This window comes from Streptomyces sp. NPDC001732, from assembly GCF_053596315.1.
The window spans coordinates 123923-136763 of record NZ_JBSFFY010000003.1; the positions used below are offsets into that span (position 1 = coordinate 123923).

12 protein-coding genes are annotated in these 12841 nt (G+C 72.5%); 4 read left to right on the forward strand and 8 right to left on the reverse strand.

Translation table 11 applies throughout. The annotated features are described in order from the left end of the window. Positions 1 to 21: 21 nt before the first annotated feature. From ACWCXX_RS05555 to ACWCXX_RS05565, 3 genes are all read right to left on the reverse strand, one after another. Complete coding sequence (locus tag ACWCXX_RS05555; protein ID WP_451124592.1) at positions 22 to 480, reverse strand: Hsp20/alpha crystallin family protein; 459 nt, start codon at positions 478 to 480, stop codon at positions 22 to 24. A gap of 404 nt (positions 481 to 884) precedes the next feature. Continuing rightward, positions 885 to 1796 (reverse strand): universal stress protein, encoded by a 912-nt coding sequence (locus tag ACWCXX_RS05560; RefSeq protein WP_451124594.1) that lies wholly within the window; start codon positions 1794 to 1796, stop codon positions 885 to 887. Continuing rightward, entirely contained in the window at positions 1793 to 2698 is a 906-nt protein-coding gene (locus ACWCXX_RS05565; protein ID WP_451124596.1) for a universal stress protein, read from the reverse strand. The genes ACWCXX_RS05560 and ACWCXX_RS05565 overlap by 4 nt, the downstream gene beginning before the upstream one ends. 338 nt (positions 2699 to 3036) lie before the next feature. Here ACWCXX_RS05565 and ACWCXX_RS05570 point away from each other — a divergent pair, with 338 nt between their 5' ends. Then, a complete protein-coding gene (locus ACWCXX_RS05570; RefSeq protein ID WP_451124598.1) occupies positions 3037 to 3714 on the forward strand; it encodes a CBS domain-containing protein in 678 nt (225 codons plus the stop codon). 109 nt (positions 3715 to 3823) lie between these two features. Then, complete coding sequence (locus tag ACWCXX_RS05575; protein ID WP_451124600.1) at positions 3824 to 4489, forward strand: CBS domain-containing protein; 666 nt, start codon at positions 3824 to 3826, stop codon at positions 4487 to 4489. A gap of 180 nt (positions 4490 to 4669) precedes the next feature. Here ACWCXX_RS05575 and ACWCXX_RS05580 read toward each other — a convergent pair whose 3' ends face one another. From ACWCXX_RS05580 to ACWCXX_RS05590, 3 genes are all read right to left on the reverse strand, one after another. Next, on the reverse strand, positions 4670 to 5848 hold the full coding sequence (locus ACWCXX_RS05580; RefSeq protein WP_451124602.1) for an acyl-CoA dehydrogenase family protein: 1179 nt from the start codon (positions 5846 to 5848) through the stop codon (positions 4670 to 4672). Between the two features lie 100 nt (positions 5849 to 5948). Then, positions 5949 to 7106, reverse strand: coding sequence for a methyltransferase (locus ACWCXX_RS05585; RefSeq protein WP_451124604.1), 1158 nt, complete (start codon positions 7104 to 7106; stop codon positions 5949 to 5951). Positions 7107 to 7199: 93 nt separating this feature from the next. Beyond that, positions 7200 to 7400 (reverse strand): hypothetical protein, encoded by a 201-nt coding sequence (locus ACWCXX_RS05590; RefSeq protein WP_451124606.1) that lies wholly within the window; start codon positions 7398 to 7400, stop codon positions 7200 to 7202. Between the two features lie 250 nt (positions 7401 to 7650). Here ACWCXX_RS05590 and ACWCXX_RS05595 point away from each other — a divergent pair, with 250 nt between their 5' ends. Both ACWCXX_RS05595 and ACWCXX_RS05600 read left to right on the forward strand, forming a co-directional pair. After that, positions 7651 to 8475 (forward strand): endonuclease I family protein, encoded by an 825-nt coding sequence (locus ACWCXX_RS05595; protein WP_451124607.1) that lies wholly within the window; start codon positions 7651 to 7653, stop codon positions 8473 to 8475. A gap of 151 nt (positions 8476 to 8626) precedes the next feature. Next, positions 8627 to 8932: a plasmid stabilization protein gene (locus ACWCXX_RS05600; RefSeq protein WP_451124609.1), complete on the forward strand. Its 306-nt coding sequence runs from the start codon at positions 8627 to 8629 to the stop codon at positions 8930 to 8932. A gap of 28 nt (positions 8933 to 8960) precedes the next feature. Here ACWCXX_RS05600 and ACWCXX_RS05605 read toward each other — a convergent pair whose 3' ends face one another. Continuing rightward, positions 8961 to 11348 carry a phosphoketolase family protein gene (locus tag ACWCXX_RS05605; RefSeq protein ID WP_451124611.1) on the reverse strand — a complete coding sequence of 796 codons (2388 nt, stop codon included), beginning with the start codon at positions 11346 to 11348 and terminating at the stop codon, positions 8961 to 8963. Continuing rightward, positions 11345 to 12781 carry an NADP-dependent succinic semialdehyde dehydrogenase gene (locus ACWCXX_RS05610; RefSeq protein ID WP_451124613.1) on the reverse strand — a complete coding sequence of 479 codons (1437 nt, stop codon included), beginning with the start codon at positions 12779 to 12781 and terminating at the stop codon, positions 11345 to 11347. The genes ACWCXX_RS05605 and ACWCXX_RS05610 overlap by 4 nt, the downstream gene beginning before the upstream one ends. Between the last annotated feature and the right edge of the window lie 60 nt (positions 12782 to 12841).

A 12841-nucleotide genomic window follows, 5' to 3' on the forward strand; every position in this document is an offset into this window, starting at 1 on the left:
CGACCGGGTCGTGCTCCGGGTTCATGACCGGGCCCCGTCGTCGGGGGTATCGGACCGCTTCACCGGAATGGTCCGTGCCGCCCGGGTCTCCTGGTCGGGCATCGGGACACGGATGGTGAGGATGCCGTCCGCGTAGGAGGCCTCGACCCCCTCGGCGGGGACGGGGTCCGGGAGGCGCACGGTCCTGCGGAACGCTCCGTAGCGGAACTCCGAGTGCTCCTTGTCCTCCGTGCTCTCGCCGTGCTCGGCACTCACCGTGATCAGGTGGCCGTCGACCGTGATGGTGATGTCCTCGTCCGGGTCCATTCCGGGAAGTTCGGCCCGCAGTACGTATGCGCCGTCGCCGCTGGTGACCTCCATCGGAATGGAGTGGGCGGCCATGGCGGGACGCCAGCCGGGCAGGCCGGGGAACTCCCTGCTGAACCAGTCGTTGAAGTCGGGGAAGAAGTTGTGCCTGCGTTCCACCTTCGCTCCGGCCATCGTTCTGCTCCTCGTGTCCGGGGCCCGGGGGCGCCGCCCCACGGGCGGATCGGGTCACGGAGCCCGGTCCGGCTCCACTCCTCCACCTTCCGCCCGCGCGGTGCGCGGCGCAGTGCCCAAGGGGGCTGTCGGGGAGGGCCGAACGGGCCCGATCCACGGGGGACCGACCGGCCCATGCCACGACCGGTGCCGCCCTCCGCACAGAACACCGTCACCGGTCCGAGGCCCGGTCGCGGCTCGGCCCGGCTCGGCCCGGCTCGGATCAGCCCGGATCAGCCCGGATCAGCCCGGATCAGCCCGGATCAGCCCGGATCAGCCCGGATCAGCCCGGATCAGCCCGGCGAAGGGTACGACGCGCAGCCCGGCTCCCACCGCGTCCCCCACGGCTCCCGGGCGGTCCCGGGTCAGTACGGCGGGTGCCGGTCGGTGGTGCGGGGCCGGGACCCTCCGGCCCGTGCGGGGGCGCCGTCCCACCCGGCGGAGGGGACGGTGATCACCGGGCAGTCCGCGTGGCGCAGCAGGCCGTGGACCGTCGAGCCGAGGCGCATGCCCGTGCAGCCGCCCCGGCCCGTACGTCCGACGACGAGGGCGAGGGAGGACTGTGCGGCCAGGGCGAGTTGTTCGACCGGATGTCCCCGGCGGACCTCCTCGGCGACGACCACGTCCGGGTACCGCTCCGCCGGACCGGCCACGGACTCGGCGAGCAGGCGCCGCCGCTCGGCCAGTCCCGCCTCGGCCTCGTCGTGGGTGAGAACCGGGCGGGGCCAGACCCAGACCGCCCGCAGCCGCGCCTCGCGCAGACTCGCCTCCTCGGCTGCGAACGCGACGGCCTCCCGGCTCGACTCGCTGCCGTCCACACCGACGACGAGGGTCGGCGGGTGCACCGCGGTGTGCTCCGGCGTACGGACCACGACGACGGGGCAGGGAGCACGCGCGGTGAGCGGGACGGCCACCGAGCCTTCGCCGAGCAGCTCGGCGGCCCTGCCGAGCCGGCGCGACCCCAGGACGACCAGGGTGGCGTCGGCCGCCCGGTCGAGCAGTACCGTGGCCGGCGCCCCGTCCACGAGTTCCGTCGAGGTCCGCACGTCGCCGTGCAGTTCCCGTACGAGGTCCTCCACGTTGGCGAGTGCCGACTCCGCCCGGAGCCGCAGGGCGCTCCAGTGGCCGACGGCGTCGTACCACAGCCGGTCGTGGACGGGGGGCAACGCGACGACGAGACGCAGCCGCAGTCGTCTTCGGTCTGCCTCGGCGGCGGCCCAGGTGAGAGCCGGGACGGCCGGTCCTCCTGGATCGACGCCGAACAGAAGGTCGTTCATGTCGTGCCGTCCCGGTTCGCGAAGCCCGAGGGGACGATCTCCACGGGGCAGTGCGCGTGGTGGATGAGCGTGTGGGCGACGCGGCCGAGGGACGGCCCCGCCCCCAGCGGGCGGCGGCCCCGGCCCATCACCAGCAGGTCGGTGTGGGCACTGGCCTCGATCAGGATTCCGGGGGTGCTCGTGCCGGTCTCCACATGGTGCCCGACGATCAGGTCGGGGTACCGCTCGCGGACGCGGTCGGCGAGCGCCTTCATGTCGTGCACCCGCCGCCGGGCGATCTCGTCGAGGTCGTCGAGCATGGTCGCGACGCTGCCGATGTGGGTGAGCACGTTCCACACGCTCACGATGCGCAGTGCCGCCTTGCGGATGTCCGCCTCCTCGGCTGCGAGGAGCAGCCATCCCAGGTCCGCGGAGTCGTGCACGGCCGCGGTCACCGAGCCCGACTCGGGGCGCTCCGGTTCTCCTCGCACGACGATCACGGGCGCCTCGGCGCGGGCCGCCACGCCCAGTCCCACGGAGCCGAGCAGAAGGGCGGAGAAACCTCCGAGTCCTCTGTTGCCGACCACGATCGTTCCCCGTCTGCCGGCGGCGGCCACGAGTCCGGCGACCGGCTCCTGACGGCCGAGCTCCTTGGTGACGGTGAGGCCCGGGAAGCGTTCCCGGACGGCGTGCGCGGTCTCGATCAGCAGGTCGCGCCCCGCTTCCCGTACCGCCTGGATCGTCTCCGCGTCGCTCCAGTAGGCGCGTCGGTCGGTGTCGGCGGCGTGGACGAGGTGCAGGGTGCGGGACCGTCGGTCCGCCTCCGCGGCGGCCCAGAGCGCGGCCGTCCGCGCGGAAGGGGATCCGTCGATTCCCACGACGACGTCGGCGAGCTCGGGCCGGACGGGGGTCTCGCTGTTCATGATTCCTCCTTCGGTCCGCCCGGGGGGGTTCGCACCCGTCCCCGCGGACGACACTCCTCACGCTGGCATCCCTGCGGGCTTCACCGGCATGGGCCGTTCGGCCCCGATCGAGACCTGCCCGGCCCTCTCTCCGCAGGAAGACGCGGTACGAGCCCGGAGTCCCGAACCGGCACGGCCGGGGAGACGGTGCCGAGGGCCCGGTCCGCCCTGCGCCCGGCCGGCTTCCCCTCATGGGGGCCATCGGTCCCGGAAGGGGACCGTTCGGCACTGCCCGCCTGCGGCATCGGCGCAGCAGGGTGGGATCTGCCCGGACCCCGTGCCCCGTGAGGAGGAACGTCATGCGGCATCGAACGGTTTTCGAAGTGATGACGCACGACGTCGTCACCGCGACTCCCTCCGCCTCGTTCAAGGAGATCGCCCGTCTCTTCGCCGAGAACGACGTCTCGGCGGTCCCGGTCGTCGGCGAGGACCGGCGTCTGCTGGGCGTGGTCTCGGAGGGCGACCTGCTGCGGGCCACCGCCGGACTCCCCGGCCGGGAGGGCCGCTGGACGGGCGCCCGGCCCCTGTCCCGGGAGCGCGGGCTGCCCGACGCGGAGACGGCGGCCGAGCTGATGACCTCGCCGGCCGTCACGGCACAGCCGGGATGGAACCTCGTCGAGACGGCCCGGACGATGCACCGCAAGGGGGTGAAGCGGCTTCCCGTGACCGACGGGACCGGTCGGCTCGTCGGGATCGTCAGCCGCAGCGATCTGCTGCGGCCGTTCCTCCGCAGTGACTCCGCCATCCGTGACGAGATCGAGCACGACGTCCTGGCCGGCACCCTGCGGCTCGCCCCCGGCGCTCTTCGCGTCGCTGTCGCCGATGGAGTCGTGACCCTGACGGGCCGCGTCGACGGGCGGGCCGACATCCCCGTGATCGTGGGGCTGTGCCGTTCCGTCGACGGAGTCGTCGCCCTGCACGAGTCGATCGACTACGCCTACGACAACCTCGCCCTCGACGTGGAGCCACCGCGATGAACGCCCTGCGGGCGGCCCCGTGGTGCCCGGCTGCGACGGCGTCCGGGCCGCGTTGCGTCGCCCGCCCGCAGGCCGCGGCAGGGGCGCCCGCACACGGAAGGAGCGGATGATGCGCCACAGCAGGATCGCAGAGCTGATGACCCGTGACGTGGTGAGCGTCCACGGCGACGCCTCGTTCAAGGAGGTCGCCCGGGTGCTCGCACAGCACCGGGTGACCGCGGTGCCCGTGCTGGACGGCGAGGGCCGGGTGGTCGGCGTGGTCTCCGAGGGGGACCTGCTGCGCAAGGCCGCCGACCGGGCCGCCGCGCCGGGCGATCTGCCGCCCGTGCCGGGGTTGGAGGGGTGGGAGCGGGCGAAGGCCGAGGGGACCCGTGCCGAGGAGCTGATGTCGGCCCCCGCCGTGTGTGGCCGCCCCGACTGGACCGTGGCGGAGGCGGCCCGGCTGATGGAGATCCAGGGCATCAAGCGCCTCGTCGTGGTCGACGAGGAGGACCGGCTCAGGGGAATCGTCAGCCGCCGCGACCTGATGCGGGTCTTCCTCCGCGAGGACGACGACATCCGCCGCGAGATCGTCGACGCCGTACTCGTCGGCACCCTGCGCCTCGACCCGGCCTCGCTCACCGTCGAGGTGGGCGAGGGGCGGGTGGAGCTCGGCGGGAAGTTGCCGTTCCGCGGCATGATCCCGGCCGTCGAGCGCATGTGCGCGATGGTCGACGGAGTTGTCTCGGTCTCCACGGCCCGCCTTGCCTACGACGTCGACGACACCGACCGGTAGGCGGACGGCCCCGGCGCCGGACGTCGTGGGCCCGGACCGACTCCCCCTTCACGGGCCCACGAGGAGGACGGACACCCCGGGCCGGCGAACGCCCTCGGGGCAGGTCCGCCCATGTCCCTCCCGGGCCGGCCGGGCGGCTTCGTCGCACGTGCTGGGACCACACGCGCTGTGACCACGCGCTCAGCGCCGCACGCGCGGCATTCCCAGGCCGATCCACGAGATGATCTCCCGCTGGATCTCGTTGTTGCCGCCGCCGAAGGTGAAGATGACGGCGGAGCGGTAGCCGCGTTCGAGTTCGCCGTGCAGCACGGCGCCCGCCGAGCCCTCCTTGAGGGGGGCCGCCGAGCCGACGATCTCCATCAGCCAGGCGTAGGCATCGCGGCGGGCCTCGGAGCCGTAGACCTTGACGGCGGAGGCGTCCTGGGGGGTGAGGGTTGCGGACTGGACCGCGGAGACCATCTGCCAGTTGAGCAGTTTCATGGCGTCGAGCCTGGCGTGGGTGCGGGCCAGGAGGGTGCGGACCCAGCCGAGGTCGGCGACCCTGCGGCCGTCGGCGAGGCGGGTGTCCACCGCCCAGCGCTGGACGTCGTGGAGGGCGCGGATGGCCATGGTGCCGTGGGCGGCGAGGGTGACGCGTTCGTGGTTGAGCTGGTTGGTGATGAGCCGCCAGCCCCGGTTCTCGTCGCCGACGCGGTGCGAGACGGGGACGCGGACGTTCTCGTAGTGACTGGCGGTGGTGTCGTGCGAGGCGAGGGTGTTGATCAGGGTGCAGGAGTAGCCGGGGTCCGTGGTCGGGACGAGCAGCATGGTGATGCCCTTGTGCGGCGGCGCGTCCGGGTCGGTGCGGACGGCGAGCCAGACCCAGTCGGCGGTGTCGCCGTTGGTCGTCCAGATCTTCTGCCCGTTCACGACGTAGTCGTCGCCGTCGCGCACGGCCCGGGTCCTGAGGGCGGCGAGGTCGGTGCCCGCATCCGGTTCGCTGTAGCCGATGGCGAAGTCGATCTCACCGCTGAGGATCCTCGGCAGGAAGTACGCCTTCTGCTCGTCGGTGCCGTACCGCATGATCGTCGGCCCCACGGTGTTGAGGGCCATCAGCGGCAGCGGCACGCCCGCCTGGGCGGCTTCGTCGAAGAAGATGAACTGCTCCATCGCGGACAGGCCCTGTCCGCCGTACTCCGTCGGCCAGCCGACGCCGAGCCGGCCGTCGGCGCCGAGGCGACGGATCGTCTCCCGGTAGAAGCGCTTCCGGTCCTCGGGGTCGGTGTGGCGCGCATGTGCGTCGCCGGGGACCAGGTCGGCGAAGTAGGCGCGCAGTTCGGCGCGCAACTGCTGCTGTTCAGGCGTGTATTCGAGGTGCACGGCCCCTCCAGGAGTCTCGCGTTCGCGTCGCCCGTGTGCGGCGGCGCACACAGTAGAACGTGTTGCAGGAATCCGGAAGGGCCGGTGCTCCTCGTGCGGGTCAGCGTCTGACGGCGCGCAGGACGACGAACTTCGGGTTGCCCGCGACCGTGGCGCAGTTGCCGAAGATGCGGCGGAGTCGGGTGTGGTGGCCGAGGTGCCGGTTGCCGACGACCCAGAGTTCGCCGCCGGGCCGCAGCGCGGCACGGGCCCCGTGGAACATGGCGCGGGCCGTCGCGTCGGTGGTGGCCTGGTGGGAGTGGAACGGCGGATTGTTGAGCACCAGGTCCACGCTGGCGGGCGGCACGTCCGCCAGCCCGTCGCCGACCCTGAACTCGGCCTCGGCCTCCGGGCCGGCATTGGCCCGGAAGGTCTCCTCGGCGGAGGCGACCGCCTGGTACGACTCGTCGATGAAGGTGACCGACGCCTCGGGGTTGGCGAGCGCCGCGGCGAGGCCGACGACGCCGTTGCCGCAGCCGAGGTCGACGACCCGGTCGGGGCCGCTGCGTGCGGGCAGGTGGCCGAGGAAGAAGCGGGTGCCGATGTCGAGGCGGTCGGCGCAGAAGATGCCCGCGTGATTGACGACGGTCCGGCCGGAGACCGGGCCGATCCCCTCGGGCAGCTCGTAGCGGCGGGGCCAGGGGCTGGGGGTCCGGGCCAGGCCGGGGTCCGGGGTGCAGAGGATGAGCCGGGCTTTCTTCACCGCGAGGGAGGTGCGGGTCGGGCCGATGATCCGCTCGAAGAGTTCGAGGGTGGAGGTGTGGATCTCCCGGACCATGCCGGTGCCGATGACGACGGTGCCCGCGTGGACGGCCGGGGCGAGCCGGTGCAGTTGGTCCTCCAGGAACGCGAGGCTCTTCGGCACGCGCACCAGCAGGACGTCGACGCGGTCCGGCGGTGCGTCCCTGGCCGACAGCAGGCGTACGGCGTCCGCGTCCGCGCCGTTGCGGGCCAGGTTCGCCAGGGTGGCGCGCCGCCCCAGGTAGGAGTCGGCGATCTGCACGGGCCGGTGGTCGGCCAGTACGGTGCTCAGGGCTCCCCACCGGTCGCCCACCACGACCACGGTGCCGGACAGGTCGACCGGTTCCGCCTCCTCGCCCCCCTCCAGCCGCCGCAGCAGATACTCGTCGGCGGCATCCCAGGCACGGAACGGGTCGCGCGGGTTCTCGGGGAAGCGGGCCAGTTCGAACCCGGCCCCTGACGTCGTCAAACGGTTCATCGTGCACCCAGGCTAGCCGAGCCGCGGGGAGCGCCCACAACACTCCCCGCGGCCCGGCCGCCGGGCGGACCACGCCACTGTTCGAAACACGTTCTAGGGCAGCGCCTTGTCGATCGCCGACCGGCCCTCCCGGGCGAGCCTGCGCTCCGCCCACTGGAGATTCTCCGGAGTGAGGTCCCGCCCGGAGGCGAGCACCAGGTCCTCCGCCGACGGATGGTCGCTGCCGCCCGTGTGCAAGAGGCTGTCGGGGGTCACTCCCCGGGATGCGGATACGGATTCGGGCTCGTCGCTCATGCCGCCTCCTCGTTCTTTCGGTCATTCTCGCCCCGCGCCCGACGCACCGCATCCGAGGCCCTCGGACCCCCTTTCCTCCGCAGAGGACCGACTCTCACTTGACCTGCACATGATAGGTACGGAGCGTTCACACCATGGTCACTGTGCGTGTGGCACGCTCCCGCTTACCAAATACCACACGACCGCCGCGGGGCCACCCCCACCTTGTGGTGGTGTCGCGGCGCACGTATTTCCGGAGAGGACACCCCCCATGTCCCGTCGTCATCCTCGCCACCGGCGCACGCTGCTGGCGACCCTTGCCGCCTTCGCGGTACTCGGCGGCACCGCTGCCGCCGCCCCGGCCGCCACACCCCAGGACGCGCCGACCTCCACGACCTCGCTCCGGGTACTCGACGACACGTACTACCAGGCCGCGCTCGGCAAGAGCGGGACCCAGCTGAAGAGCGCGCTGCACGGGATCATCAGCAACCAGACCAAGATCTCCTACAGCCAGGTCTGGGAAGCCCTCAAGGACACCGACCAGGACCCCGCCAACAGCTCGAACGTGATCGAGCTCTACACCGGCCGCTCCCTGTCCAAGAACGCCAGCGGCGGCTCGGTCGGGAACTGGAACCGCGAGCACGTCTGGGCCAAGTCCCACGGCGACTTCGGCACCGCCACCGGTCCCGGCACCGACGTCCACCACCTGCGCCCGGAGGACGTCACCGTCAACTCGATCCGCGGCAACAAGGACTTCGACAACGGCGGCAGCGCGGTCAGCGGCGCCCCGGGCAACTACACCGACAGCGACTCCTTCGAGCCGCGCAACGCGGTCAAGGGCGACGTGGCCCGCATGATCCTCTACATGGCCGTGCGCTACGACGGCGGCGACGGCTTCGCCGACCTGGAGCCCAACGACCGGGTGTCCAACGGCTCCGCCCCGTACATGGGCCGGCTGTCGGTACTGAAGGCGTGGAGCCAGCAGGACCCGCCGGACAGCTTCGAGAAGCGTCGCAACGACGTCATATTCGACAAGTACCAGCACAACCGGAACCCGTTCATCGACCACCCCGAGTGGGTCGAGTCCATCTGGTAGCCGGTGTCGCGCCGGGACGCCGCACGGCGTCCCGGCGCCGCCGGGCCCGGCAGGCGTGCGGGACCCCGCGGGCGCTGGGACACTGGAGAGGGTCCCGGCCGGACCCGTACCGAACCCCGGCGCGGGTGCCGGGAAGAGGGGTGACCGCACCATGTCACGCGGATCGGACACCGGACGGCGACGCCAGTACGAGCACGTCAAGGAGAGCGCACAGGAGCGCGGGGTCGGCGAGGAGCGGGCCGAGCAGATCGCGGTCCGTACGGTCGGCGAGGAGCACCTCCGCGCGGGCGGGCCGGGAGCCGCCAACCGCGCGTCCGCCGAGAGCATGCCGCCCTCGCGGCGCGGCGGGGCCGGAAGCCCTACCCGCGACCAGCTCTACGAAGAGGCGAAACGGAAGAACGTCCATGGACGGTCGGCCATGACCAAGGCCGAACTGGCACGGGCGGTCGGCCGCTGAACCCGCCGCGCGGGGCCCGGTGCGCGGGTCAGCCGCCCCAGGTCCAGTCGGCCACCTCGGGCAGGTCCGTGCCGTGTTCCCGGATCCAGGCGTGGTGGCGGGTGCGGGCGTCCGCCATCGCCTGGCGCACGGCCACGGACCGGACGCCGAGACCGGGCACCCGGTCGACGACGTCCATGACCAGCCGGTAGCGGTCCAGGTCGTTGCGGACCACCATGTCGAAGGGCGTCGTGGTGGTGCCCTCCTCCTTGTAGCCCCGTACGTGCAGGTTCGCGTGGCCCGCGCGGCGGTAGGTGAGCCGGTGGATCAGCCACGGATAGCCGTGGTAGGCAAAGATCACCGGGACGTTCCGGGTGAACACGGCGTCGTACTCGGCGTCCGGCATGCCGTGCGGGTGCTCCTCGCGGGGCAGCAGCCGTGTCATGTCGACGACGTTGACCACCCGCACGGCCAGCTCCGGCAGATGCCTGCGCAGCAGGTCCGCCGCGGCCAGGGTCTCCAGCGTGGGCACGTCACCGGCGCAGGCGAGCACCACGTCGGGTTCGCGGCTGCCGTCCTCCGTCCCCGCCCACTCCCACACCCCGGCGCCGCGGGCGCAGTGCACGCGGGCCCGGTCCATCGTGAGCCAGTCGAGGGCCGGCTGCTTGCCGGCCACGATCACATTGACGCGGTCGCGGCTGCGCAGTGCGTGGTCGGCGACCGAGAGCAGGGTGTTGGCGTCGGGGGGCAGATAGACCCGCACGACTTCGGGGCTCTTGTTGAGGACGTGGTCGACGAAGCCCGGGTCCTGGTGGGAGAAGCCGTTGTGGTCCTGGCGCCAGACGTGCGAGGTGAGCAGGTAGTTGAGCGAGGCGACGGGGCGGCGCCAGACCAGTCCGCGGGAGGTCTTGAGCCATTTGATGTGCTGGTTGACCATCGAGTCGACGATGTGGGCGAACGCCTCGTAGCAGGAGAAGAGGCCGTGCCGGCCCGTGAGGAGGTAGCCCTCCAGCCAGCCCTGGCACAGGTGCTCGGAGAGCACCTCCATGACGCGCCCGTCGCGGGAGAGGGCCTCGTCGGTGGGCAGGATGCGTTCCTGCCAGTTCTTGGCGGTGGCCCCGTAGAGGGCGCCGAGCCGGTTCGAGGCGGTTTCGTCGGGGCCGACGACCCTGAAGTCGCGGCGCTCGGCGGTGGCGGCCATGACGGCCTCCAGCAGACCGCCGAGCACCCGGGTCGGCTCGTGGAGCACGGTGCCCGGCACCCGGACCTCGACGGCGTGCTCCTCCAGCGGCGGGAGGGGCAGTTCGCGCAGCAGCAGGCCGCCGTTGGCGTACGGGGTCGAGCCGAGCCGGGCGTCGCCCTCGGGCACGCAGTCGAGGACCTGGGGGCGGGGCCGTCCGGACGTGTCGAAGAGTTCCTCGGGCCGGTAGGAGCGCAGCCACTCCTCCAGCTGTCGCAGGTGTTCCGGGTCGTCCCGGACCCCGGACAGCGGGACCTGGTGGGCGCGCCAGGTGCCCTCGACGGGCACCCCGTCGACCTCGGCCGGGCCGGTCCAGCCCTTGGGGGTGCGCAGCACGATCATCGGCCAGTGCGGACGCCGGGTGTCGCCGCCGTCGCGGGCGGCGGCCTGGATCTCCCGGATGCGGTCGACGGCCCGGTCCGTCGCGGCGGCCATCGCCCGGTGGACGTTGAGCGGTTCGTCGCCGCCGACGTACAGGGGGTCGTGCCCGTAGCCGCGCAGCAGCGCGTCGAGTTCGGTCTCCGGGAGGCGGGCGAGCAGGGTCGGGTTGGCGATCTTGTAGCCGTTGAGGTGGAGGATCGGGAGGACGGCCCCGTCGTGCACCGGGTCGAGGAACTTGTTGGAGTGCCAGGACGCGGCGAGCGGTCCGGTCTCGGCCTCGCCGTCGCCGACGACGCAGGCGACGAGCAGGTCCGGGTGGTCGAGGGCGGCGCCGTAGGCGTGGGCGAGGGCGTAGCCGAGTTCGCCGCCCTCGTGGATGGAGCCGGGGGTCTCCGGTGCCACGTGGCTGGGCACGCCGCCGGGGAAGGAGAACTGCCGGAACAGCCGTCTCATGCCTTCGGCGTCGCGGCCGACGTCGGGGTACGTCTGCGAATAGCTGCCCTCCAGCCAGGAGTTGGCGAGGACGGCGGGCCCGCCGTGGCCGGGACCCCAGACGCAGAGACAGCGCAGGCCGCGGGTCTTGACGACGCGGTTGAGGTGGGTGTGGACCAGGTTCAGTCCGGGTGAGGTGCCCCAGTGGCCGAGCAGTCGCGGCTTGATGTGCTCCCGGGCGAGCGGCCGGACGAGGAGCGGGTTGTCCATCAGGTAGATCTGGCCGACGGCCAGGTAGTTGGCGGCCCGCCAGTGTGCGTCGAGTGCCGCGATCTCCTCGTCGGACGGGCCCGGGGCGTGCACCGGGCCGGCGCCGTCGCTCATGCGGTCTCCCGGGGTGCGGTGCCGACCGGGTCGGGGCCGTACCAGACGGTGGTGGCGTTGCAGAATTCACGGATGCCGTGGCCGGCGAGTTCCCGCCCGTAGCCGGAGTGCTTGACGCCGCCGAAGGGCAGCGCGGGGTGGGAGGCCGTCATGCCGTTGAAGAAGACCCCGCCCGTCTGCAGGTCGCGCACGCAGTGGCGGGCCTCGTCCGGGTCCCTGGTCCACACGTTGGAGCTGAGGCCGAAGGGGGTGTCGTTGGCGAGCTCCACGGCCTCGTCGAGCCCTTCGACGCGGTAGAGCGCGGCGACGGGGCCGAAGGTCTCCTCGCGGTGGATGCGCATGGCGGGGGTGATGCCGGTGAGGACGGTGGGGGCGTAGAACCAGCCGCCCTTCAGTTCCGGGCCGAGGCGTTCGGGACGGCCGCCGCCGCACAGCACGTCCGCGCCCTGCCGTACCGCGTCGTCCACCAGCTCCTCCAGGTCGGCGCGGCCCTGTTCGCTGGCCAGGGGGCCGATGTCGGTGGATTCCTGGAGCGGGTCGCCGACCGTCAGGTCGCGCATGCCGACGGTGAACCGCTCGGCGAACTCCTCGTACACCTCCGCGTGCACGATGAAGCGTTTGGCGGCGATGCAGGACTGGCCGTTGTTCTGCGCCCTGGCGGTCACGGCAGTGCGGGCGGCCCGGACGACGTCCGCGGACGGCATGACGAGGTACGGGTCGCTGCCGCCCAGTTCCAGGACGGTCCGTTTCACCACGTCGCCGGCGATCGAGGCGACCGAGCGGCCGGCCGGTTCGCTGCCGGTGAGGGTGGCGGCGGCGACCCGGGGGTCGCGCAGGATCGACTCGACCGCGGCGGATCCCACGAGGAGGGTCTGGAAGCAGCCGTCGGGGAATCCCGCCCGGCGGAACAGGCCCTCCAGGTACATCGCGGTCTGCGGGACGTTGGAGGCGTGCTTGAGCAGGCCGACGTTCCCGGCCATCAGCGCGGGGGCGGCGAACCGCACGACCTGCCACAGCGGGAAGTTCCACGGCATCACGGCGAGGACGGGGCCGAGCGGCCGGTAGTGGACGTAGGCCCGGGAGGCGCCGGAGTCCCGCACGTCGGCCGGGGAGGGGTGCTCGTCCGCGAGGAGTTCCTCCGCGTGCGCCGCGTACCAGCGCATCGCCTTGGCGCACTTGGCGGCCTCCGCGCGGGCCGCCGTGACGGGCTTGCCCATTTCGGTGGTCATGGTGCGGGCGATGTCCCGCCGGTCCTCGTCGAGCAGGTCCGCGGCCTGTTCCATCAGCCGGGCCCGCTCGGCGAATCCGGTGGTCCGGTACTGCCTGAACGCGGTGTCGGCGACCGCGATCCGGCGTTCGATCTCCGCCTCCCCCAGCGCGTCGAACGTTCTGAGGGTCTCGCCGTTCGCGGGGTTGACCGTCGCGATGGGCATGGCTGTGTCTCCTTGCCTCGGTCCTTCGACCGTGCCGCGCCCCGCGCCGCACCGCAACGC

Coding starts and splice junctions, on each gene's coding strand:
- ACWCXX_RS05555 (WP_451124592.1), bottom strand. CDS start 480: ATGGCCGGAGCGAAGGTGGAACGCAGGCACAACTTCTTCCCCGACTTC.
- ACWCXX_RS05560 (WP_451124594.1), bottom strand. CDS start 1,796: ATGAACGACCTTCTGTTCGGCGTCGATCCAGGAGGACCGGCCGTCCCG.
- ACWCXX_RS05565 (WP_451124596.1), bottom strand. CDS start 2,698: ATGAACAGCGAGACCCCCGTCCGGCCCGAGCTCGCCGACGTCGTCGTG.
- ACWCXX_RS05570 (WP_451124598.1), top strand. CDS start 3,037: ATGCGGCATCGAACGGTTTTCGAAGTGATGACGCACGACGTCGTCACC.
- ACWCXX_RS05575 (WP_451124600.1), top strand. CDS start 3,824: ATGCGCCACAGCAGGATCGCAGAGCTGATGACCCGTGACGTGGTGAGC.
- ACWCXX_RS05585 (WP_451124604.1), bottom strand. CDS start 7,106: ATGAACCGTTTGACGACGTCAGGGGCCGGGTTCGAACTGGCCCGCTTC.
- ACWCXX_RS05590 (WP_451124606.1), bottom strand. CDS start 7,400: ATGAGCGACGAGCCCGAATCCGTATCCGCATCCCGGGGAGTGACCCCC.
- ACWCXX_RS05595 (WP_451124607.1), top strand. CDS start 7,651: ATGTCCCGTCGTCATCCTCGCCACCGGCGCACGCTGCTGGCGACCCTT.
- ACWCXX_RS05600 (WP_451124609.1), top strand. CDS start 8,627: ATGTCACGCGGATCGGACACCGGACGGCGACGCCAGTACGAGCACGTC.
- ACWCXX_RS05605 (WP_451124611.1), bottom strand. CDS start 11,348: ATGAGCGACGGCGCCGGCCCGGTGCACGCCCCGGGCCCGTCCGACGAG.
- ACWCXX_RS05610 (WP_451124613.1), bottom strand. CDS start 12,781: ATGCCCATCGCGACGGTCAACCCCGCGAACGGCGAGACCCTCAGAACG.